The organism is Streptomyces sp. NPDC091412 (assembly GCF_044756885.1).
Lineage (GTDB): Bacteria > Actinomycetota > Actinomycetes > Streptomycetales > Streptomycetaceae > Streptomyces.
Genome location: NZ_JBIVTV010000024.1, coordinates 58,153 through 79,809, shown reverse-complemented (window position 1 = coordinate 79,809; position 21,657 = coordinate 58,153). Strand labels below are relative to the sequence as shown.

21 protein-coding genes are annotated in these 21,657 nt (G+C 73.1%); 12 read left to right on the top strand and 9 right to left on the bottom strand.

The features are described from left to right. Nucleotides 1-66 precede the first annotated feature (66 nt). The 5 genes from rimO to ACIQMV_RS34835 all read left to right on the top strand — a co-directional run bounded on the left by rimO (nt 67) and on the right by ACIQMV_RS34835 (nt 4,024). Entirely contained in the window at nt 67-1,539 is a 1,473-nt protein-coding gene (rimO, locus tag ACIQMV_RS34855; protein WP_402597165.1) for a 30S ribosomal protein S12 methylthiotransferase RimO, read from the top strand. Beyond that, nucleotides 1,536-2,372, top strand: a complete 837-nt coding sequence (gene pgsA / locus ACIQMV_RS34850) for a CDP-diacylglycerol--glycerol-3-phosphate 3-phosphatidyltransferase (RefSeq protein WP_402597164.1) — start codon at nt 1,536-1,538, stop codon at nt 2,370-2,372. Before rimO ends, pgsA begins: the two co-directional genes overlap by 4 nt. After that, nucleotides 2,369-2,914: a CinA family protein gene (locus tag ACIQMV_RS34845; RefSeq protein WP_141357725.1), complete on the top strand. Its 546-nt coding sequence runs from the start codon at nt 2,369-2,371 to the stop codon at nt 2,912-2,914. The genes pgsA and ACIQMV_RS34845 overlap by 4 nt, the downstream gene beginning before the upstream one ends. A 109-nt stretch (nt 2,915-3,023) precedes the next feature. After that, complete coding sequence (locus tag ACIQMV_RS34840; RefSeq protein ID WP_100570760.1) at nt 3,024-3,401, top strand: helix-turn-helix domain-containing protein; 378 nt, start codon at nt 3,024-3,026, stop codon at nt 3,399-3,401. A 215-nt stretch (nt 3,402-3,616) separates the two neighbouring features. Continuing rightward, the gene (locus tag ACIQMV_RS34835; RefSeq protein WP_402597163.1) at nt 3,617-4,024 is read left to right on the top strand and encodes a hypothetical protein; all 408 of its coding nucleotides are present in this window, start codon (nt 3,617-3,619) and stop codon (nt 4,022-4,024) included. Nucleotides 4,025-4,102: 78 nt separating this feature from the next. Here the strand turns inward: ACIQMV_RS34835 and ACIQMV_RS34830 are convergent, their stop codons facing one another. Both ACIQMV_RS34830 and ACIQMV_RS34825 read right to left on the bottom strand, forming a co-directional pair. Then, complete coding sequence (locus tag ACIQMV_RS34830; RefSeq protein WP_402597162.1) at nt 4,103-4,948, bottom strand: Fpg/Nei family DNA glycosylase; 846 nt, start codon at nt 4,946-4,948, stop codon at nt 4,103-4,105. A gap of 71 nt (nt 4,949-5,019) precedes the next feature. Continuing rightward, nucleotides 5,020-9,954: an ATP-dependent helicase gene (locus ACIQMV_RS34825; RefSeq protein ID WP_402597161.1), complete on the bottom strand. Its 4,935-nt coding sequence runs from the start codon at nt 9,952-9,954 to the stop codon at nt 5,020-5,022. Nucleotides 9,955-10,067: 113 nt separating this feature from the next. Here ACIQMV_RS34825 and ACIQMV_RS34820 point away from each other — a divergent pair, with 113 nt between their 5' ends. From ACIQMV_RS34820 to ACIQMV_RS34810, 3 genes are read left to right on the top strand one after another with little or no spacing between them, the layout of a single operon-like run. Beyond that, nucleotides 10,068-11,033, top strand: a complete 966-nt coding sequence (locus ACIQMV_RS34820; RefSeq protein ID WP_401772638.1) for an AraC family transcriptional regulator — start codon at nt 10,068-10,070, stop codon at nt 11,031-11,033. Beyond that, complete coding sequence (locus ACIQMV_RS34815) at nt 10,934-11,680, top strand: AzlC family ABC transporter permease (protein ID WP_141357717.1); 747 nt, start codon at nt 10,934-10,936, stop codon at nt 11,678-11,680. The genes ACIQMV_RS34820 and ACIQMV_RS34815 overlap by 100 nt, the downstream gene beginning before the upstream one ends. Then, nucleotides 11,677-11,985 carry an AzlD domain-containing protein gene (locus tag ACIQMV_RS34810; protein ID WP_141357715.1) on the top strand — a complete coding sequence of 103 codons (309 nt, stop codon included), beginning with the start codon at nt 11,677-11,679 and terminating at the stop codon, nt 11,983-11,985. Before ACIQMV_RS34815 ends, ACIQMV_RS34810 begins: the two co-directional genes overlap by 4 nt. Nucleotides 11,986-12,009: 24 nt before the next feature. Here the strand turns inward: ACIQMV_RS34810 and ACIQMV_RS34805 are convergent, their stop codons facing one another. Beyond that, entirely contained in the window at nt 12,010-12,879 is an 870-nt protein-coding gene (locus tag ACIQMV_RS34805; RefSeq protein WP_402597160.1) for a hypothetical protein, read from the bottom strand. Between the two features lie 245 nt (nt 12,880-13,124). Between ACIQMV_RS34805 and ACIQMV_RS34800 the strand changes: the two genes are divergently transcribed. From ACIQMV_RS34800 to recX, 4 genes are all read left to right on the top strand, one after another. Next, nucleotides 13,125-13,319, top strand: a complete 195-nt coding sequence (locus tag ACIQMV_RS34800) for a DUF3046 domain-containing protein (protein WP_141357713.1) — start codon at nt 13,125-13,127, stop codon at nt 13,317-13,319. Nucleotides 13,320-13,379: 60 nt separating this feature from the next. After that, nucleotides 13,380-14,606 carry an AI-2E family transporter gene (locus ACIQMV_RS34795; RefSeq protein ID WP_402597159.1) on the top strand — a complete coding sequence of 409 codons (1,227 nt, stop codon included), beginning with the start codon at nt 13,380-13,382 and terminating at the stop codon, nt 14,604-14,606. 236 nt (nt 14,607-14,842) lie between these two features. Then, nucleotides 14,843-15,958, top strand: coding sequence for a recombinase RecA (recA, locus tag ACIQMV_RS34790; RefSeq protein ID WP_141357709.1), 1,116 nt, complete (start codon nt 14,843-14,845; stop codon nt 15,956-15,958). A gap of 3 nt (nt 15,959-15,961) precedes the next feature. Then, nucleotides 15,962-16,801 carry a recombination regulator RecX gene (gene recX, locus ACIQMV_RS34785; protein WP_402597158.1) on the top strand — a complete coding sequence of 280 codons (840 nt, stop codon included), beginning with the start codon at nt 15,962-15,964 and terminating at the stop codon, nt 16,799-16,801. 78 nt (nt 16,802-16,879) lie between these two features. On the opposite strand, the gene ACIQMV_RS34780 is transcribed toward recX, so the two are convergent. The 6 genes from ACIQMV_RS34780 to ACIQMV_RS34755 all read right to left on the bottom strand — a co-directional run bounded on the left by ACIQMV_RS34780 (nt 16,880) and on the right by ACIQMV_RS34755 (nt 21,610). Further along, complete coding sequence (locus ACIQMV_RS34780) at nt 16,880-17,302, bottom strand: rhodanese-like domain-containing protein (RefSeq protein ID WP_141357705.1); 423 nt, start codon at nt 17,300-17,302, stop codon at nt 16,880-16,882. Then, the gene (locus ACIQMV_RS34775) at nt 17,299-17,874 is read right to left on the bottom strand and encodes a cysteine dioxygenase (protein WP_402597157.1); all 576 of its coding nucleotides are present in this window, start codon (nt 17,872-17,874) and stop codon (nt 17,299-17,301) included. Before ACIQMV_RS34775 ends, ACIQMV_RS34780 begins: the two co-directional genes overlap by 4 nt. A gap of 111 nt (nt 17,875-17,985) precedes the next feature. Further along, entirely contained in the window at nt 17,986-18,057 is a 72-nt protein-coding gene (locus ACIQMV_RS34770; RefSeq protein ID WP_324838480.1) for a putative leader peptide, read from the bottom strand. A gap of 104 nt (nt 18,058-18,161) precedes the next feature. Further along, the gene (locus ACIQMV_RS34765) at nt 18,162-19,763 is read right to left on the bottom strand and encodes an FAD-dependent monooxygenase (protein ID WP_402597156.1); all 1,602 of its coding nucleotides are present in this window, start codon (nt 19,761-19,763) and stop codon (nt 18,162-18,164) included. A 279-nt stretch (nt 19,764-20,042) separates the two neighbouring features. Further along, a complete protein-coding gene (locus tag ACIQMV_RS34760) occupies nt 20,043-20,948 on the bottom strand; it encodes an amino acid ABC transporter permease (protein ID WP_402597155.1) in 906 nt (301 codons plus the stop codon). Then, a complete protein-coding gene (locus tag ACIQMV_RS34755; protein ID WP_141357699.1) occupies nt 20,945-21,610 on the bottom strand; it encodes an amino acid ABC transporter permease in 666 nt (221 codons plus the stop codon). Before ACIQMV_RS34755 ends, ACIQMV_RS34760 begins: the two co-directional genes overlap by 4 nt. Nucleotides 21,611-21,657: the final 47 nt, after the last annotated feature.

The window sequence follows — 21,657 nt, the reverse complement described above, 5'->3', positions numbered from 1 at the left end:
GGGTTGGCCAAGATCGGCCAACCCCGTCGACTTGGGCGGTCGGAGAGACAAAGTAGTCTTGAGCCCATGCCTGAACGCCGTACCGTCGCACTCGTCACTCTCGGCTGCGCCCGTAACGAGGTGGACTCGGAGGAGCTCGCAGGCCGTTTGGAGGCGGACGGCTGGCAGCTCGTGGAGGACGCCGCGGAAGCGGACGTCGCCGTGGTCAACACCTGTGGCTTCGTGGAGGCCGCCAAGAAGGACTCCGTCGACGCCCTCCTCGAGGCCAACGACCTCAAGGACCACGGCAGAACCCAGGCGGTGGTTGCGGTCGGCTGCATGGCCGAGCGGTACGGCAAGGAACTCGCCGAGGCCCTCCCGGAGGCCGACGGCGTGCTCGGCTTCGACGACTACGCGGACATCTCCGACCGCCTCCAGACGATCCTGAGCGGCGGCATCCACGCCGCGCACACCCCGCGCGACCGCCGCAAGCTCCTGCCGATCAGCCCGGCCGAGCGGCAGGACGCCGGCACGGAGGTGGCCATTCCGGGGCACGGCCCCACGGACCTCCCGGAAGGTGTCGCCCCGGCCTCCGGCCCGCGCGCGCCGCTGCGCCGCCGCCTGGACGGCGCCCCGGTCGCCTCGGTCAAGCTTGCCTCCGGCTGCGACCGGCGCTGCTCGTTCTGCGCCATCCCGTCCTTCCGCGGCTCGTTCATCTCCCGCCGCCCGAGCGATGTGCTGAACGAGACGCGGTGGCTGGCCGAGCAGGGCGTCAAGGAGATCATGCTGGTCTCCGAGAACAACACCTCCTACGGCAAGGACCTCGGCGACATCCGCCTCCTGGAGTCCCTGCTGCCCGAGCTCGCCGAGGTCGGGGGCGTCGAGCGGGTGCGGGTGAGCTACCTCCAGCCGGCCGAGATGCGTCCCGGGCTGATCGACGTCCTGACCTCCACCCCGAAGGTCGTCCCCTACTTCGACCTGTCGTTCCAGCACTCCGCGCCCGGCGTGCTGCGCGCCATGCGCCGCTTCGGCGACACCGACCGCTTCCTGGAACTGCTCGACACCATCCGCTCCAAGGCCCCCGAGGCCGGCGTGCGGTCCAACTTCATCGTCGGCTTCCCCGGCGAGAGCGATGCCGACCTGGCAGAGCTCGAACGGTTCCTGAACGGCGCGCGCCTGGACGCCATCGGCGTCTTCGGCTACTCCGACGAGGAGGGCACGGAGGCGGCGACGTACGACGGCAAGCTCGACGAGGACGTCGTCGCCGAGCGGCTGGCGCGCGTCTCCCGGCTGGCCGAGGAACTCGTCTCCCAGCGGGCCGAGGAGCGCGTCGGTCAGACGGTGCACGTGCTGGTCGAGTCCGTGGACGCCGAGGAGGGCGTCCGCGGCCGGGCGGCGCACCAGGCACCGGAGACGGACGGCCAGGTGCTGCTCGTCGGCGGCGAGGGCCTGGACGTCGGTCGTATGGTCGAGGCGAAGGTGGTCGGCACGGAAGGCGTCGACCTGGTGGCCGAGCCGCTGGTGGGCACGTTCGCGTGGAGCGAGGAGGCGGGCAGATGACGGGAGTCCCGGCATCCGCCGCGGGCGGCTCCTCGGGCGCGCAGGGGAGGGCCGCGGGGGCGGCCTCGCGCCGCGCCGGCGCAGACGGGGCTTCGGGCGCTTCCCGCGCCTCCCAGGCTTCCCGACCTGCCGCTTCCGCCGCTCCTGCCGGTTCCGGTGCGACGGGTGCGGCCGATGAGACCGCGCGGGCGCAGGGCTCCGGCAAGGCACCGCGGGGCGGGAAGATCGCGGCCGCCGCCGTGAACCAGGCGAGTGTGTGGAACGTCGCCAATCTGCTGACCATGCTCCGGCTGCTCCTCGTGCCCTGCTTCGTGGCGCTGATGCTGGCCGAGGGCGGGTACGACCCGGCGTGGCGGTCGCTGGCCTGGGCGGCCTTCGCCATCGCCATGATCACCGACCTGTTCGACGGCCATCTGGCGCGGACGTACAACCTCGTCACCGACTTCGGGAAGATCGCCGATCCCATAGCCGACAAGGCGATCATGGGGGCGGCGTTGATCTGCCTCTCGGGGCTCGGCGATCTGCCCTGGTGGGTGACCGGGGTGATCCTCGGCCGGGAACTGGGGATCACGCTCCTGCGCTTCCTGGTCATCCGGTACGGCGTCATCCCCGCGAGCCGCGGCGGCAAGCTGAAGACGCTCACGCAGGGCGTGGCCGTCGGGATGTACGTGCTGGCGCTGACGGGCTGGCTGGCCACGTTGAGGTTCTGGGTGATGGCCGCGGCGGTCGTGCTGACCGTGGTCACGGGCCTCGACTATGTGAGACAGGCCATCATGCTGCGCAGGCGGGGAATCGCCGAGCAGCGTGCCGCGTTGGAGGAGTCGCAAGCGTGAGTTCGCCGGCCGTCGACGTAGTGACACTACTCACGGCGAGGGGCGAGACGGTCGCCGTGGCCGAGTCGCTGACCGGTGGCCTGGTCGCGGCGGAGATCACCGCGGTGCCGGGGGCGTCGAAGGTGTTCCGGGGCTCGGTCACCGCCTACGCCACCGAGCTCAAGCACCGGCTCCTCGGCGTCGACGCCACCCTGCTGGCCGAGCGAGGAGCGGTGGATCCGCAGGTCGCGGCCCAGATGGCGGCCGGGGTGCGGAAAGCCCTGGAAGCCGACTGGGGCATCGCGACCACCGGAGTCGCCGGTCCCGACCCCCAGGACGGGCAGCCGGTCGGGACGGTCTTCGTGGCCGTGGCCGGGCCGCGCGTGACGGAAACCGGCGTCGACCGCTGCGGGAAAACGGCCGCGCTGCGGTTGAACGGCGACCGGGCGGAAATTCGTATGGAGAGTGTACGGAGCGTGCTTGCACTGCTTTTGGAGCAGATCGCGGGCGAACAGACCGGAAATGAGCGGGCACAGGATACGGAACGGAACGGGGGGTTTTGATGTTTGCAGCCCTGAGTGAACACGACATCGCTCCCCGCACGGCCGCGGCGCAAGGCGGTACGGTGGGGCGTGAAGGATGCGGCTACGCGGTCCGAGGAGGGAGCCACCGATGATTCTGCTCCGTCGCCTGCTGGGTGACGTGCTGCGTCGGCAGCGCCAGCGCCAGGGCCGTACTCTGCGCGAAGTCTCCTCGTCCGCCCGAGTCTCGCTCGGCTATCTATCCGAGGTGGAGCGGGGGCAGAAGGAGGCTTCCTCCGAGCTGCTCGCCGCCATCTGCGACGCGCTGGACGTACGGATGTCCGAGCTCATGCGGGAAGTGAGCGACGAGCTCGCCCTCGCCGAGCTGGCCCAGTCTGCTGCGGCCACCGAGCCCGTGCCCACGCCGGTTCGCCCGATGCTGGGTTCCGTGTCGGTGACCGGTGTGCCACCGGAACGGGTGACCATCAAGGCGCCCGCCGCCGAGGCGGTGGACGTGGTCGCCGCGTGACCTGTCGCACGCGCGCGTGAACCTACGCACACGTGAGTGAGGAGGCCCCGGCCGGGGCTTCTCCGGGGAGACCTGGAGGAGCGCGGCCGGGGCCTTCACCTTGTCCGGGGGTTTACGCCGGGTTTCGCCGCGCCCGTTTGCCGGTGCCGGGCGGTGCCGCCATCGTGGAGGCCAGTGCGGCGGTCCGGCGTCGGCTGGAGGTGGTGGTGGGTGCGATGGCGGGGCCGATAGTGCGCTGGGGGGCCGCTCTGGGGCTCGGTGCGGCGTGGTGGTGGGCGGTGCTGCGGCTGCTGCTGTCGGGCGAGGCGGGGGTGCTGGAGGGGGCCGTCGCGGCCGGGGGATGGGGTCTGAGCCTGCTGCCCGTGCACTGCGTGCCCAAGGAGGCCCGTAAGGAGGGGCCGGCGCAAGTACCGGACGAGGGGCCGGACGAGGGGCCGGAGGCGAGGGAGGACAAGGGGCTTGAGGCGCCGGCGCTCGCGGAGGGCGGTGGGGCGCCGTTTCCCGCCTCCGGAGGGTGGCCGTACGGCGTCTTCGGTGGGCCGCCGTCCGCCGGCGGGGGATGGCCGTTCGGCGCCGCGACGGCATCGCCGCCTCACCGCCCGGACGAGGAATCCGGGACGTAGCGAAGGACGGGGCGGTCAAGCGGTGGTGCGGGGAAATCAGTCGGTCGTGCGGGGATATCAGCCCGTGGCGCGGGGATATCAGCCCGTGGCGCGGGGATGGCGGTCCCGCCACTTCTGCGCGGTGCCCGGCTGTGGTGCGGGGCCTGCCTGGCAGCTCGGACACCAGTACGTGGGCCGCTCCTGGGAGCCGTCGCCCTGGTCGGCCACCCGGACGGAGAGGCCGCAGCGCAGACAGGGGCGGGGTGCCCGGCCGTACACGAACAGGTCCTGGCCCCGCAGACCGGTGGTCCGGCGGACGACGCGGTCGCGGTTGGCCTCCAGGAGCTTCTTGGCCAGGACGGGCAGCCGCGCGGCGCGGTCGGCGGGCAGGGTGCCGACCGGCAGCCACGGGGTCACGCCGAGCAGGAAGCACAGCTCGCTCTTGTAGACGTTGCCGATGCCGGCGAGATTGCGCTGGTCGAGCAGGGCCTCGCCGATTGGGCGGCCCGGCTCGGCCAGGAGGTTGGCCAGGGCCAGGTCGGGGTCCCAGTCGGGGCCGAGGAGGTCCGGGCCGAGGTGGGCGACGGTGCGGTCCTCCTCCGAGGTGCGCAGCAGCTCCAGGACCTGGAGGCGGTAGCCGACGGCCGCGCGGTCGGCGGCGCCGAGAATGGCGCGGATCTGGTGGCCGGGGCCGCCCTTCCAGCGCTCGCCGGTGCCGTACACCCTCCAGGCGCCCTCCATCAGCAGGTGCGAGTGCAGCGTGAGGCCGCCCTCGAAACGGGTGAGCAGGTGCTTGCCGCGGGAGACGGTGTCCAGGACGGTGCGGCCGGTGAGGTCGACCGTGGCGTACTTCGGCACCCGGAAGTCGCTGCGGGTCAGCACCTTGCCCGCGAGGGCGTCGTGCAACCGCCTCGCGGTCTGCCAGACCGTGTCGCCTTCGGGCATGGGTCAAGGGTGACACGTGCGGGAGGGCGACACGTACGGGTGCGCGTGTGGGTGGCTCCCGCTGTCCCGGATCAGGCGCGCAGGCGCAGTCCGCGCGGGGTCGCGATGAACCCCGCTCCTTCCAGGAGGGCGCCGAGGGGGGAGGTCAGGGCCGAGGCGCCGTTGACCCGCTCCACCGTCACCGTGCCCAGCGAGCCCGCGCGGGCGGCCTCGGCGAGCGCCTCGGCGGCCGCACGCAGGCGTGGGTCGTCACCGGCCGCGCCGTCCGGGTCGGCCGGCCAGGCCAGCAGCGTCTTGCCGCCGCGCTCCATGTACAGCGCCAGTTCGCCGTCGACGAGCACCACCAGGGAGCCGGCCTTGCGGCCCGGCTTGTGTCCCGCGCCGGTCGGCGGCTCGGGCCAGGAGAGTGCGGCGCCGTAGGCGTTCGCGGGGTCGGCGGCGGCGAGGACGACCCCTCGGGGTCCGGTGTCGGCGGTACGGGCACGGCGGTCGCCGAAGCCGTTGCCGTACGGGAAGGCCTGCCCGCCGCCCCTCGGGCCACCGCGACCCGGTGAGGCGAGATCCCTCGGCGAGACGTAGTCACCGGGGGCCGGGCGGCCCGAGTCCAGCCAGTCGACGTCGCCGCCGAGGTCACCGCCGAAGTCACGGCTGAGTTCGGCGGCGGGGAAGCCGGAATCGATGCCATCGGGGGCCCGCGAGCCGTCGGGGGAACCGAAGCCGTCGGGACCACCGCCCCCGGAGATCGCGCCGGGCAGGCCCTCGCCCCGCTCACGGGCGTTCGCCACCGCGCGCAGCCGGTCCACCGCGCCGTCCATCGCGAACTGCGCGGCACCCAGGCCCTCCACCACGTAGCCCCGCCGGGCCTGGCCGCTGTCCTCGAAGGCGGACAGGACCCGGTACACCGCAGAGAAGCCGCCCTCGACGCCCTCCGCCCCCACCGCGCCCCGCGTGACCACGCCGTGCCGGTCGAGGAGCGTACGGGCCAGGGCGTGGGCGCGCACGGTGGGATCGGGGTCGTGAACCGGCAGCAGCGACCAGCGGCCGGCGACGGTCGGCGGGCCGCTGCGGGACGCGGTGCGGGCCGCGGCCGTCAGCGATCCGTAACGCCCGCGCGGGACCGCGCGCTTGGCCCGGTGCGCGGTGGAACCCGCGGTGCGGCCCGAGCCCAGTAGGGAGCGCATCGGGGCGAGCGTGTCGTTGGTGAGCCGGCCGGACCACGCCAGGTCCCACAGCGCGTCGGCCAGTTGGGGATCCGTGGCCTCGGGGTGGGTGGTCGCGCGGACCTGGTCGGCGATCTGACGGAAGAACAGGCCGTATCCGCCGGAGAGGGCGTCCAGGACCGACTGGTGGAGCGCGGTCGGCTCCAGCGGGTGCGGGGGCGGCAGGAGCAGCGGGGCCGTGTCCGCCAGGTACAGGGAGACCCAGCCGTCCTTTCCGGGCAGCGCGCCCGCGCCCGCCCACACCACCTCGCCGGCCGCGGTGAGTTCGTCCAGCATCGACGGGGTGTAGTTCGCCACGCGGGACGGCAGGACCAGCTTCTCCAGCGCGGAGGCGGGCACGGACGCGCCCTGCAACTGCTCGACCGCGCGCACCAGTCCGTCGACACCGCGCAGCCCGTGCCCCCTGCCGATGTGCTGCCACTGCGGCAGGAACTGCGCGAGCGCGGCCGGCGGCACCGGCTCCAGCTCGTGCCGCAGCGCGGCCAGCGAACGCCGGCGCAGCCGACGCAGCACGCCCGCGTCGCACCACTCCTGGCCGATGCCCGCCGGATGGAACTCGCCCTGCACGACGCGGCCGCCCGCGGCGAGCCGCTGGAGCGCGCCCTCCGTGACCGCCACGCCCAGGCCGAAGCGGGCCGCGACCGACGCCGACGTGAACGGGCCGTGGGTGCGGGCATAGCGCGCCAGGAGGTCGCCCAACGGATCCTTCACCGGCTCGGTGAACGCCTCCGGGACGCCCACCGGCAGCGCGGTGCCGAGCGCGTCGCGCAGCCGGCCCGCGTCCTCGATCGCGGCCCAGTGGTCGGCTCCGGCGATCCGGACCCGGATGGCCCGGCGCGCCCCGGCCAGTTCGCGCGCCCAGCCGGGCTCGGCGCCCCGCTCGGCCAGCTCGGCCTCCGAGAGCGGACCGAGCAGCCGCAGTACGTCGGCGACGCCCTCGACGTCCTTCACACGGCGGTCCTCGGTCAGCCACTGCAGCTCGCGCTCCAGCTCCACCAGCACCTCGGCGTCGAGCAGTTCGCGCAGTTCCGCCTGGCCCAGCAGCTCGGACAGCAGCCGCGAGTCCAGGGACAGCGCGGCGGCGCGGCGCTCGGCGAGCGGCGAGTCACCCTCGTAAAGGAACTGGGCGACGTACCCGAACAGCAGCGAACGTGCGAACGGGGACGGCTCCGGGGTGGTGACCTCGACCAGGCGCACCTTGCGGGACTCGACGTCGCCCATCAGCTCGACCAGGCCCGGCACGTCGAAGACGTCCTGGAGGCATTCGCGGACCGCCTCCAGGACGATCGGGAACGAGCCGAACTCGCTTGCCACCTGGAGTAGTTGGGCGGCGCGCTGGCGCTGCTGCCACAACGGGGTGCGCCTGCCCGGGTTGCGGCGCGGCAGCAGCAGCGCGCGGGCGGCGCACTCGCGGAAGCGGGAGGCGAACAAGGCCGAGCCGCCGACCTGGTCGGTGACGGTCTGGTCGATCTCGCCCTTGTCGAAGGTGACGTCCGCGGCCCCGACGGGCGCCTGCTCCGCGTCGTACTCCAGGCCGGCCTTCACCGGCTCCTGGTCGAGCAGGTCCAGGCCCATCAGATCGGCGTCGGGCAGACGCAGCACGATGCCGTCGTCGGCGTGCATGACCTGCGCGTCCATGCCGTACCGCTCGGACAGACGGGCGCCCAGCGCCAGCGCCCAGGGGGCGTGCACCTGGGCGCCGAAGGGGGAGTGCACCACGACCCGCCAGTCGCCCAGTTCGTCGCGGAACCGCTCCACGACGATCGTCCGGTCGTCGGGGACGTGCCCGCAGGCGGCGCGCTGCTCCTCCAGGTACGACAGGACGTTGTCCGCGGCCCACGCGTCGAGGCCGGCGGCCAGCAGGCGCAGCCGCGCGTCCTCCTCCGGCAGGGAGCCCACCTCGCGCAGGAACGCGCCCACCGCGCGACCCAGCTCCAGCGGGCGGCCCAGCTGGTCGCCCTTCCAGAACGGCAGCCGGCCCGGCACGCCCGGCGCGGGCGAGACCAGGACCCGGTCGCGCGTGATGTCCTCGATGCGCCAGGAGCTCGTGCCGAGCGTGAAGACGTCGCCGACCCGGGACTCGTAGACCATCTCCTCGTCCAGCTCGCCGACCCGGCCGCCGCCCTTCTTGGGGTCCGAGCCGGCGAGGAACACCCCGAACAGGCCGCGGTCGGGGATCGTGCCCCCGGAGGTGACGGCGAGGCGCTGCGCGCCGGGGCGGCCGGTGATCGTGCCCGCGACGCGGTCCCACACCACGCGCGGGCGCAGCTCCGCGAACGCGTCGGACGGGTAGCGGCCGGCGAGCATGTCCAGGACGGCGGTGAACGCCGACTCCGGCAGTGAGGCGAACGGCGCCGCCCGGCGGACCAGGGCGAGCAGGTCGTCCAGCTGCCAGGTGTCCATCGCCGTCATCGCCACGAGCTGCTGGGCGAGGACGTCCAGCGGGTTGGCGGGCACCTTGAGGGACTCGATGGCACCGGAGCGCATCCGCTCGGTGACCACCGCGGCCTGGACCAGGTCGCCGCGGTACTTCGGGAAGACCACGCCGGTGGAGACCGCGCCGACCTGATGTCCCGCGCGGCCGACCCGTTGCAGTCCGGAGGCCACCGAGGGCGGGGACTCGACCTGGACGACGAGGTCGACGGCGCCCATGTCGATGCCCAGCTCCAGGCTGGAGGTGGCGACCACCGCGGGGAGCCGGCCCGCCTTGAGGTCCTCCTCGACCAGGGCGCGCTGTTCCTTGGAGACCGAGCCGTGGTGCGCGCGGGCGATGACCGGCGGCGCGCCGTGCGCCGCGCCGGAGCCGCCCATCAGCTCGGCGGGGGAGTGGTGTTCGTCCAGGGACTCGCCGGTCGCCCGCTCGTAGGCGATCTCGTTGAGCCGGTTGCACAGGCGCTCGGCGAGCCGGCGGGAGTTGGCGAACACGATCGTCGAGCGGTGCGCCTGGACCAGGTCGGTGATCCGCTCCTCGACATGCGGCCAGATCGAGGGCCGCTCCGCCCCGTCGCCGCCGTCGGCGACCGGGGATCCGCCCAGCTCGCCCAGGTCCTCGACCGGGACGACCACCGACAGGTCGAACTCCTTTCCGGACTCCGGCTGGACGATCTCCACCTTGCGGCGGGGCGACAGATAGCGGGCGATCTCGTCGACCGGGCGGACCGTCGCGGACAGGCCGATGCGGCGGGCGGGCCTCGGCAGCAGCTCGTCCAGGCGCTCGAGGGACAGCGCGAGGTGCGCGCCGCGCTTGGTGCCGGCCACCGCGTGCACCTCGTCCAGGATCACCGTCTCCACACCGGTCAGAGCGTCCCGCGTGGCCGAGGTCAGCATCAGGAAGAGCGACTCGGGCGTGGTGATCAGGATGTCCGGCGGGCGGGTGGACAGGGCTCGGCGCTCGGCCGCCGGGGTGTCGCCGGAGCGGATGCCGACCTTCACCTCCGGCTCGGGCAGGCCGCGGCGGACGGACTCCTGGCGGATACCGGTCAGTGGGCTGCGCAGGTTGCGCTCCACGTCCACGGCGAGGGCCTTGAGCGGGGAGACGTACAGCACCCGGCAGCGTTTCTTCGGATCGGCCGGGGGCGGGGTGGAGGCGAGCTGGTCGAGCGCGGCGAGGAAGGCGGCGAGGGTCTTGCCGGAGCCGGTCGGGGCCACCACCAGCACGTCCGAGCCCTCGCCGATGGCCTGCCACGCCCCCGCCTGGGCGGCGGTGGGCGCGGAGAACGCCCCCGTGAACCAGCCGCGGGTCGCGGGGGAGAAGCCGTCGAGGGCCCGGTGTGCGTCGCTGACCATGTGTCCATCGTGCACCCGGCCACTGACAACGCCCTCCGGCCTGGGCGTGCCCGGCGTCGCCCGAGGCGGCCCCCACACTGGTGGAGCCGCGCCGACGACGGAGAATCGGGGGTATGGCGGCAGCGGGTGAGGAACGGGCGCGGCACTGGCGGTACGAGGAACTGCCCGGTGTCGATCTGCTGCGGGCCCGCTACGTCCGCAAGGAGTTCGTGCGGCACACCCACGAGCACTTCGTGATCGCCGCCATCGTCGAGGGCGTGGAGGTGTTCCACCACGGGGGGTCCGATCAGTACGCGGGCCCGGGGACGCTGGCGCTGGTCAATCCCGACACATCGCACACCGGACGGGCGGCGGTGCCCGAGGGGTGGCGGTACGGCGCGGTGTATCCGTCGCCGGAGCTCGTCGCCGGGATCGCCGGGGAGACCACGGGCATTCGCGGGACGCCGGGCTTCGTCCGTCCCGTGCTCGACGATCCGTACGCCGTCGGCCTGGTGCACCAGGTGCTGCGGGCCGCGGACGAGGGGAACGCGCTGGCGGCCGACACCCTGCTGCGGGTCGCCGTGACGCGGTTGCTGCGGCTCAACGGCGGGGCGCTGCCGCAGCGGGAGATACGGACGGCGGGGGCGCGGACCGCGGCACGCGCGCGTGCCGTCCTGGAGGAGCGGATGGCCGAGCCGCCGAGTCTGGAGAGACTGGCGGCCGACCTGGGCAGCAGCCCGTTCGCGCTGCTGCGGGCCTTCCGCAACGCCTACGGAATGCCGCCGCACACCTGGCTGACCGACGCCCGGGTGCGCCGGGCCAGGAGGTTGCTGGACGCGGGCACCGCGCCCTCCCAGGCCGCCGTCGCCGTCGGCTTCACCGACCAGTCGCATCTGAGCCGGCACTTCTCCCGGATCGTGGGCGTGCCGCCGGGGGCCTACCAGCGCGAGCGCAAGAACGTACAAGACTCCAGGTCCCGGCTCTTCCTACCCTCGACGCCGTGGCAGAACAGACAGCTCTCGCAGACATACGCGCCGACGACGGAGGAAAGCCCGACGCCGCCGTCGTACGGGACGCCCTGGGGGTCGGGGTCGCCGTAGGACTGTCCGGGTTCGCCTTCGGGGTGACCTCGGCGGGCAGCGGGCTCACGCTCTGGCAGACGTGCGCGCTCAGCCTGCTGGTGTTCACCGGGGCATCCCAGTTCGCGCTGGTGGGGGCGCTGGCGGCCGGAGGCAACCCGTTCACGGCGGCCGCGGGCGCCTTCTTCCTGGGCGTGCGCAACGCCTTCTACGGGCTGCGCCTGTCGCAGTTGCTGGCCCTCCCGCGCGCGGTGCGGCCGTTCGCGGCCCAATGGGTCATCGACGAGACCACCGCGGTGACGCTGGCCCAGCCCACGCGGCGCAGCGCGCGGATCGGCTTCACCGTCACCGGGGTCACCCTCTACGTGCTGTGGAACCTCACCACGCTGCTGGGCGCGCTGGGCGCCAAGGCCCTCGGCGACACCGACGCCTGGGGTCTGGACGCGGCCGGGCCGGCCGTGTTCCTGGCGCTGCTGGCGCCGATGCTGAAGACCGCCACTGAGCGGGCCGTCGCCGCTCTGGCCGTACTGCTCGGGCTCGGTCTGCTGCCCGTGCTGCCGGCCGGGGTGCCGGTCCTGGCGGCCGCGTTCGCCGCGCCGGCCGTGCTGTACCTGCGGGGCCGTCGCGGCAGCGGCGCCCGTGACGACGTACGAGAGGGAGATCGTTGAACATCTGGATCGCGGTGGCAGTGACCGCTGTCGGCTGCTATGCCGTCAAGCTGGCCGGGTTGCTCGTCCCCGCGGGTGCCCTGGAACGGCCGCTGGTGAAGCGGCTCGCCGCGCTGCTGCCCGTCGCCCTGCTGGCCGCGCTCACCGCCCAGCAGACGTTCGCCGACGGGCACACGCTCGTGCTGGACGCGCGGGCGGCCGGGCTCGCGGCCGCCGCCGTGGCGCTGCTGCTGCGGGCGCCGTTCCTGGTGGTGGTCGGGGCGGCCGTGGTGGTGACGGCCGGGGTGCGGGCCCTGACGGGGTGAGCCGGGGCGCGTACCGGCGGCGGTTCAGCCGATGGGCCGGCCGTAGGCCCTGAGGGTGCGCAGCGCCTCGATCGTGACCATGGGGCGTGCCTCCAGCGCGGTGCCCGGAGCCCACTGGTGCCACGTGACCGGCCAGCCGCCGTCCTCCTCCTGACGGCCGGCCAGGTGGTCCAGGGAGCGCTTCATCTCCTCGTCCGTGAACCACGCGCGCGCGAGGGAGCCGGGTGTCCGCGCGTAGTCGTGCGGGAAGTGGTGCTCCCCGGGGGCGTAGCCCGGTGCGACCGGGTAGGCTTCCGGCCGCTCCGGGTCCAGCAGCGCCAGGCGCCCGTCGCGCACGAGACGGCCGAGCCGGTCGGCGGCCGCACGCGCGCGTGTGCGGTCGGGTGCCGAGTCCAGGAAGGTGACGGCCGCCTCGATCTCGTACGGATGGGAGGTCGCCAGGGACTCGACCCGCTGCCAGCAGAAGTCGGTGGCCCGGAACAGCCAGGCGTGCCACACCTCGTTGCGGTGCAGCAGGCCCACCACCGGTCCGGTGGCCAGGAGGTCGCTCGGCGGGTCGTCCACGACCGGCACGAAGGGGGCCGCCGGATAGCCGCGCTGGCCGGGGTGGACCGCGGGCAGCGCGCCGTCGGGGGTGGAGACGGAGGTCAGATAGCGGCAGACGCGCTCCACCCGCTGTCCGCCGCAGCGGCCGACGGTGTCCAGCACACGCAGCGCGTGCGCGGTGTGCAGCGGCTGGCTTACGGGGCCGCGCAGATCGGGCTCCAGCGCGTGACCGTATCCGCCGTCCTCGTTGCGGTAGGCGTCCAGCGCGGTCTCCACCGGATCCGCGCCGCCGTTCAGGAAGTGGTACGCGAAAAGCCGCTGCTCCAGCACGCGCGCGGTGAGCCACACGAAGTGCTCGGCGCGGAACAGCGGAGAGGACGCCGGAGGCGGCGGGGAAGGAGCCGGGGGCGGCGGGGAAGGAGCCGGGGGCGGCGGGGAAGGAGCCGGGGGCGGCGGGGGAGAAGCCGGGGGCGGCGGGGGCGGCGGGGGAGGAGGAGCTCCGGTCTCGGCCATGCGTCAGACCGTAGGGCGGAAAGCGGTCTCCCCAGGTGGCCCCGGAACGAGGTCACCCGCAGGGGCGGGATACTGGGATCATGCGGTTGACGGTCTTCTGGGAGCGGATGGCGGAGCACTTCGGCACGGGGTACGCCGACACCTTCGCGCGCGACCACGTGATGTCGGAGCTCGGCGGGCGCACGGTGCACGAGGCGCTGGCGGCCGGCTGGGACGCGAAGGACGTGTGGCGCGTGGTGTGCCAGGTCATGCACGTCCCGCGGGAGAGGCACTGACCGGACCCGAGGAACGCGGGCCGGTGCCGGGTTGCCGGCGGCGTCGGCGAGACTTGCACCGTGGCACCCACTGACGAGACCGGGCAGACGGCCCCGCACGCATCCCCGTTCGCTACGACACCGCCTCCCCGGTCTCCGGTACCGGCCGAGGGCGCAGCCGGGCCGGGCGCCCGTATGCCCCGCTGGCTGCCGCGGGCCATGGTGCTCGCGATCGGCCTCGTCGCCGCCTTCCAGCTCGGCAGCTGGGCCTTCCACCAGCTGACCGGCCTGCTCCTCAACGTCCTCATCGCGTTCTTCCTGGCCCTCGCCATCGAGCCCGCGGTCAGCCGCATGGCCTCCCGCGGGATGCGGCGGGGGTTCGCGACCTTCCTGGTCTTCCTCGGTCTGACGATCGCGTCGGCGGGCTTCGTGACGCTGCTCGGCTCGATGCTCGCCGGGCAGATCATCAAGATGGTCGAGGGCTTTCCGGAGTACCTCGACTCCGTCATCAACTGGGTCAACACCGCGTTCGACACCGAGCTCAGACGGGTGGACGTGCAGGAGGGGCTGCTCCACTCCGACTGGCTGCGCAAGTACGCGCAGAACAGCGCCGCGGGCGTGCTCGACGTGTCCGCCCAGGTGCTCGGAGGCCTGTTCCGGCTGCTGACGATCGCGCTGTTCTCGTTCTACTTCGCCGCCGACGGTCCGCGGCTGCGCCGCACCATCTGCTCCCTGCTGCCGCCCGCCCGGCAGGCGGAGGTGCTGCGCGCGTGGGAGATAGCGGTCGACAAGACCGGCGGCTACCTGTACTCGCGCGGCCTGATGGCACTCGTCTCGGGGATCGCCCACTACGTCCTGCTCCAGGCCCTGGGAGTGCCGTACGCGCTCGTGCTCGCTGTCTGGGTGGGCCTGGTCTCGCAGTTCATCCCCACCATAGGGACCTATCTCGCGGGCGCCCTGCCGATGCTGATCGCCTTCACGGTCGACCCCTGGTACGCGCTGTGGGTGCTGGTCTTCGTGGTGGTCTACCAGCAGTTCGAGAACTACATGCTGCAACCCAAGCTGACCGCGAGGACCGTGGACATCCACCCTGCGGTCGCCTTCGGCTCGGTCATCGCCGGCACCGCCCTGCTCGGCGCCGTGGGCGCGCTGATCGCCATTCCCGCGGTCGCCACCCTCCAGGCCTTCCTGGGCGCCTATGTGAAGCGGTACGCCGTCACGGACGACCCCCGCGTCCACGGCCACCGCGGACGCGGCCCGGTCCCGGGCCTGCTCGCCCGCGCGCGCCGTCTGTGGCGGGCCCGGTAGGGCGTACTCGACAGGACGTGCTCGGCAGGGCGCCGGCGGGTGCGCTTGACACGAAAATCGAACATCCATTCTCATGGAAGCTCCGGCGAGGCTCAACGGAAGGGATTTCGCCCCGGTTCGGGGGGAGAAGTGCCTGAGTTATCCACAGGCCGGACGTGCGTCGGGGCGCATTGTCAGTGGCAGGCGTTAGCGTCTTTGACGTGAAGCGATCGACTCAAGCAAACCGGGTGGAACCCATGGCAGGAACCGACCGCGAGAAGGCGCTCGACGCCGCGCTCGCACAGATTGAACGACAATTCGGCAAGGGCGCGGTCATGCGCATGGGCGAGCGGTCGAGGGAGCCGATCGAGGTCATCCCGACCGGGTCGACCGCGCTCGACGTGGCCCTCGGCGTCGGTGGCCTGCCGCGCGGCCGAGTCGTGGAGATCTACGGACCGGAGTCCTCCGGTAAGACGACCCTGACCCTGCACGCGGTGGCGAACGCGCAGAAGGCGGGCGGCCAGGTCGCGTTCGTGGACGCGGAGCACGCCCTCGACCCCGAGTACGCGAAGAAGCTCGGCGTCGACATCGACAACCTCATCCTGTCCCAGCCGGACAACGGCGAGCAGGCCCTGGAGATCGTGGACATGCTGGTCCGCTCCGGCGCCCTCGACCTCATCGTCATCGACTCCGTCGCCGCGCTCGTCCCGCGTGCGGAGATCGAGGGCGAGATGGGCGACAGCCACGTGGGTCTCCAGGCCCGGCTGATGAGCCAGGCCCTGCGCAAGATCACCAGCGCGCTCAACCAGTCCAAGACCACCGCGATCTTCATCAACCAGCTCCGCGAGAAGATCGGCGTGATGTTCGGCTCCCCGGAGACCACGACCGGTGGCCGGGCCCTGAAGTTCTACGCCTCGGTGCGCATCGACATCCGCCGTATCGAGACCCTGAAGGACGGCACGGAGGCGGTCGGCAACCGGACCCGCTGCAAGGTCGTCAAGAACAAGGTCGCGCCGCCCTTCAAGCAGGCCGAGTTCGACATCCTCTACGGCCAGGGCATCAGCCGCGAGGGCGGTCTGATCGACATGGGCGTGGAGCACGGCTTCGTCCGCAAGGCCGGCGCCTGGTACACGTACGAGGGCGACCAGCTCGGCCAGGGCAAGGAGAACGCGCGCAACTTCCTCAAGGACAACCCCGACCTGGCCAACGAGATCGAGAAGAAGATCAAGGAGAAGCTGGGCGTCGGCGTACGGCCGCAGGAGCCGGCCGCGGAGCCGGGCGCGGACGCCGCGGTCACCACCGCCGCGGACGACGCGGCCAAGACGGCGCCCGCCAAGGCCACCAAGCCCAAGGCCTCCTCGGCCAAGAGCTGACCCGTGACACGGCGAACCGACTGGGCCGAGTACGAGCACGAGCAGGCGTACGAGCACGCCGCCTTCGGTGCCCCACGGGGGAGGGGCACCGGGGACGCGCTCGGCTCGGGCACGGACGGAGACGGCATGCACGGGGATGCCGAGCCGGACGCTGGTGTGCCTTGGGACGACGACGGACAGCGGCGCGCGGGTGGCCCACCCGTGGGTGGTGCGCGCCGGGGCGGCTCGCGTGACGGCGGGTCGCACGGTGGACGCGGACGCCGTCGGCGCGGCTTCGGCGAGGCGTCCGCCGAGGACGGGGGCACCTTCTCCTTGCCGAGGGCTGAGCAGGGGGAGCCTCCGGGGGACCCGGTGGAGCGGGCGCGCGCCATCTGCCTGCGCCTGCTCACCGGGACCCCGCGCACCCGCAAGCAGCTCGCGGACGCCCTGCGCAAGCGGGAGATCCCGGACGAGGCGGCGGACGAGGTCCTGTCCAGGTTCGAGGAGGTCGGGCTGCTCGACGACAGCGCGTTCGCGGACGCCTGGGTGGAGTCCCGGCACCACGGGCGCGGACTGGCCCGGCGTGCGCTCGCCCGGGAGCTGCGGACCAAGGGCGTCGACGCGGCACTGATCGACGAGGCGGTCGGCCGGCTCGACGCCGATCAGGAGGAGGCCACCGCGCGCGAACTCGTCGCCCGCAAACTGCGCTCCACCCGCGGCCTCGACCGCGACAAACGGCTGCGCCGCCTCGCCGGGATGCTCGCCCGCAAGGGCTACTCCGAGGGCCTGGCCCTGCGCGTCGTCCGGCAGGCGCTGGAGGAGGAGGGCGAGGACACGGACTTCCTGGCCGACGAGGGCTACTGAGCCGGCGCCCGCCGGGCGGTCGGCGCCGGGAGGCGCGGACCACCACGGGGAGCGCACGGGCTTGGCGTGCGATTCCCTCTACGACGACTGAACGCTGCCGTCCCACGGCGTCACCGGCAGCCCGGCCGAGCGCCATGCCTGGAAGCCGCCCACCAGGTCGGTCGCCCGGAGCAGCCCCAGCTGGTGCAGGGAAGCGGCCGCGAGACTCGACGCGTAGCCCTCGTTGCAGACGACGACCACGCGCAGATCGTGGCCGGTGGCCTCGGGGACACGGTGGCTGCCCAGCGGGTCCAGCCGCCACTCCAGTTCGTTGCGCTCCACGACGAGGGCGCCCGGTATCAGGCCGTCCCTCGAACGCAGGGCCGCGTAGCGGATGTCCACCAGGAGCGCGTCGCCGGCGCGGGCGGCCGTGTACGCCTCGCGCGCCTCGACGCGCTCGTAGCCCTGACGGATCCGCTCCAGCAACTCGTCGATTCCGACGGGTGGTTGGGGTGTGCTCACTGCCAGTCCTCCGGGCGCTCGACCTGTTCCAGGCGCAGTGTCTGCCCGGTGCGGCTGTAGCGGCGGATGCGGGGCAGCGGCGGATGGTAGGCGTGCACGGAGACGGCGTGCCGGTCGGTGGACTCGTTGAGCACCTCGTGCACGTGGTGACGGCCGAAGGAGCGGCCCCGCCCCGCCGGGAGCCGCCGTTCGCGGTCCACCCCCTCGGTGAGTTCGAGGGTCTTCCAGCCGTCGGTGGGCAGCCGGGCCGCGAGCGAGTTCTCCTTCAGCTCGCCCGCCGCGGTGACGAAGGCGCCCGCCGAGTCGGCGTGGTCGTGCCAGCCCGTGCCGGTGCCGGGCGGCCAGCCGATCAGCCAGGCCTCGCTGCCACCGGGCCCCTCCAGGCGCACCCAGGTGCGGCCCTCCGGGTCGAGCGGAAGCGAGGCGATCAGCGCGGTGTCGGCGGCGGCGCGCCGTACGAAGTCGAGGAGTTCCGCCTGCGTCGGCTCCCGTACGGAGGGCGCGGGCAGGGCGGGTGGGGAGGCGTCAGGGGAGAGATCGGGAGCCGAGGGGCCGAGGGGCGAGACAGACACGTGCACCGTCCTGAGGAGCGTTCGCGAAAGGCGCGCGGCGGCACAGGGTACGGACGAAGGACGTACGGGAGTGTGCGAATGAGGCGGCGCGCCGAGGGAGGGAAGGCGAGTTCAACAGGCCGGACGACACACGCAGCCCGCATAGCGGACGAGGTCCATGTGGACCCTCCGCCACAGGCGCACATCGGTGTCGGTCACGTTCCGGAGTAGACCATGGCGGTACCGACCGGTCAACTCGCCGCCACCCAGTGGACCGCACGGCGCGTACGGTCCACAGGGCTCCGCGGTCAGCGCGCGCCCGCCTCGGCACGGTCCTCGGCATGTCCGGCGCCGCCCAGCGCCGTCTCCGCCGCGGTGTACAGGTCGGCCGGGCGCACCCCGCTCAGCGCGGTGACCAGGTGCCCGTCGGGCCGTACCAGGAGGACGGTGTGGGGAGCGGCACCCGGGTAGCTCTCGGCGACCAGCAGCTCGGCGGGGTGCGGCAGCGCGGTCACCGCGGCGGCCAGCCGGGGCATGATGCCGGCGCCCACCCAGTGCCGGCGCTCCCACACACCCGTGCCCGGCGCGATCAGCACCACGAGCAGCGCGCCGTGGCCCAGCCGGTCCCTCAGCGGCACGCAGGAACCGTCCTCCGCGGTGACCGCCACGTCGGCGACCGGGGCGCCGGCCGGCGTGTCCACGAGCACCTCCCCGTCGAGGGGCGGGGGCGTGAGAGGTGAGTCCGCGTACGCCCCCGGCGCGCCCAGCGGCCCGCGCCCCAGATGGCCGTCCATCAGCAGGGCGTCGTGTCCACGGCCGGACCCGGGCACGAAGGACCGCAGTCCGCCGCCCCCGCGCAGCACCGGCAGCAGCTGGTCGGCGGCGCGCAGCCGGGCGGCGACGATCGCGCGCCGTTCGGTCTGGTAGCTGTCCAGCAGCCCCTCGTGCGGCCCGTGGTGCCAGGCCGGCGCCAGCTTCCAGGCGAGGTTGTCGGCGTCCCGCAGGCCCTCGTCGAGACCCTGAGTGCCGAGCGCGCCCAGCAGGTGGGCCGCGTCCCCGGCGAGGAAGACCCGCCCGGCGCGCCAGCGGCGGGCCACCCGGTGGTGGACCGTGTGGACTCCGGTGTCCAGGAGCTCGTACGACGGCGAGGTTTCGCCGGTCCAGCCGGCGAGGGTCTCCCGGATGCGGGCGAGCAGCAGTTCGGGTGTGACCAGGTCCTTGCCGGGCGGCAGCAGCCAGTCCAGCCGCCACACGTCGTCCGGGAGCGGACGGGCGGCGATCTCCCCGGCGAAGGGGCCGGTCGTCCGCCACGGCGGCAGCCGGTGGAGGAACGCTTCGCCGGGCCGGGGCAGTTCGGTGCGCACCGCGGCGACGGCGTGCCGCTCGACGGCCGTACGGCCGGGGAAGCGGATGTCCTGGAGCTTGCGCACGGTCGAGCGCGGGCCGTCGCAGCCGACCAGGTAACTGCCGCGCCACCATGTGCCGCCCGGGCCGCGGGTGTGGACGGTGACTCCCGTGGACTCCTGCTCCATGCTGTCGAGGCGGCTGTCCACGGCGAGTTCGACCAGCGGTTCGCGGGCGACGGCCGCGCGCAGGGCGCCGGTCAGCACGTGCTGGGCGATGTGCAGCGGTGCGGGTTCGGCGTCGTCGAAGGTGATCTCGCGCATCACCTGTTTGCGCCGCAGCGACCGCCATCCGGCCCAACGGAGCCCGGCCCCGCCGAGCGGCGCACCGGCCAGACGCTCCACGAGCGCGGCGGTGTCCTCGCGCAGGACGACCGTGCGCGCGGCACGCGGCGTGTCCGCGCCGGGTCCCTCGTCGAGCACGACGGACGGCACCTCCTGACGCGCCAGCGCCAGGGCGAGCGTGAGCCCGACGGGCCCCGCTCCGACAACGATCACCGGGTCCACGGCGCGGCGCCCCCTGCCAGCAGTGGTGTCCTGGGGGTCACAGGTGAACAGGAAGCCGGAGCACGGTGCACGATCACAGAACGTATGCAACAGACTGGGCGCCAGCCGGTCAAGCGGGACGCACGCCGGTGCTCCAGGTGCGCGGTGGCGTGCGCCGTGCGGCGACTCGTGAGCGCGGCCGACCGCCGTGCTCCTTGCTCGGCGCCGAACGCCGACGGGGGTGCGGCGGCACCGGCCACCACACCCCCGTCGGGTTCCTCCAAGCCGCCTGAGCGGCCGTCAGATCGAGCCGCCCGTACCCGTTCCGTAGGTGCCGCCGACCTGGGCGGGGTTGACCTCCTCGTCGTCCGCGGCGAGGACGACGCCGGTGCTCCGCTTGCTGCGGCGCAGCCTGCGCTCGAGCCAGCTCGCGAAGCTGGTGAGGGCGAAGTTGAGCAGGATGAAGATGATGGCCACCACGATGAAGCTGGCGATGACGTTGGCGTAGTTGGCCGCGAGCGTGCTGCGGGAGTTCAGCAGTTCGGTGAAGCCGAGCATCACGCCGCCCAGCGCGGTGTCCTTCACGATGACGACCAGCTGGCTGACGATGGCCGGCAGCATGACGGTGACCGCCTGCGGGAGCAGGATGCCGCTCATCGTCTGGCCCTTGCGCAGACCGATCGCGTAGGCGGCCTCCGTCTGCCCCTTGGGGAGGGCCAGGATGCCGGCCCGTACGACCTCGGCGAGAACCGAGGCGTTGTAGAGCACCAGGCCGGTGACGACCGCGTAGAGGGGGCGCTCGTCGCTGGCGATGCCCGTGGAGCGGACGTAGAACTCGTTGGCGAACAGCATCAGCAGCAGTACCGGGATCGCCCGGAAGACCTCGACCACCACACCGGCCGGAACCCGGATCCACCGGTGGTCGGACAACCGGGCTATGCCGAAGAGCGCGCCCAGCGGAAGGGCGATGACCATGGCGAGCGCCGCGGCCTTCAGCGTGTTGCCGAGGCCGGGCAGCAGGTACGTCGTCCAGGCCGCGGAGGTGGAGAAGGGCTGCCACAGGGTCCACTTGAGCTGGCCCTTGTCGTTCATCGTCGACCAGATCCACCACACGAGCAGTGCGAGCAGGGCGACGAAGACGACGGAGAGGATCACATTGCGCCGCTTGGCCCGGGGGCCGGGGGCGTCGTAGAGCACGGAACTCATCGCTTCACCGCCAGTCGCTTGCCGAGCCAGCCGAGGAAAAGGCCGACGGGCAGGGTCAGGACCACGAACCCGAGGGCGAAGACGGCGCCGATGGCGAGCGTCTGGGCCTCGTTCTCGATCATCTTCTTCATCAGGTAGGCGGCCTCGGCCACACCGATCGCGGCCGCCACGGTCGTGTTCTTGGTCAGTGCGATCAGTACGTTGGCCAGCGGTCCGATCACCGCGCGGAACGCCTGCGGCAGCACGATGAGGCGCAGGGTTTGGCTGAAGTTGAGCCCGATCGCGCGTGCCGCCTCCGCCTGTCCGACCGGCACGGTGTTGATGCCGGAGCGCAGCGCCTCGCAGACGAAGGCCGCGTGGTAGGCGACGAGCCCGAGCACCGCCAGCCGGAAGCCCTGGACTTTGAAGTCGGACGCGCCCATCGTCACCCCGAAGGTGTCGGCGAGGCCGATGGAGGTGAAGACGATGAGCACCGTCAAGGGGATGTTCCGGAAGATGTTGACGTATGCGGTGCCGAAGCCGCGCATCACCGGAACCGGACTGACCCGCATCGCGGCCAGCAGGGTGCCCCAGACCAGCGAGCCCAGGGCGGAGAGGACGGTGAGTTTCACCGTCATCCAGAACGCCCCTAGGACGTCGTAACCTTGAAGAAAGTCGAACACGATCTCCCGCGCTTCCGGGTGTGTGGCGTACGAGGAGGGCGTGGCGC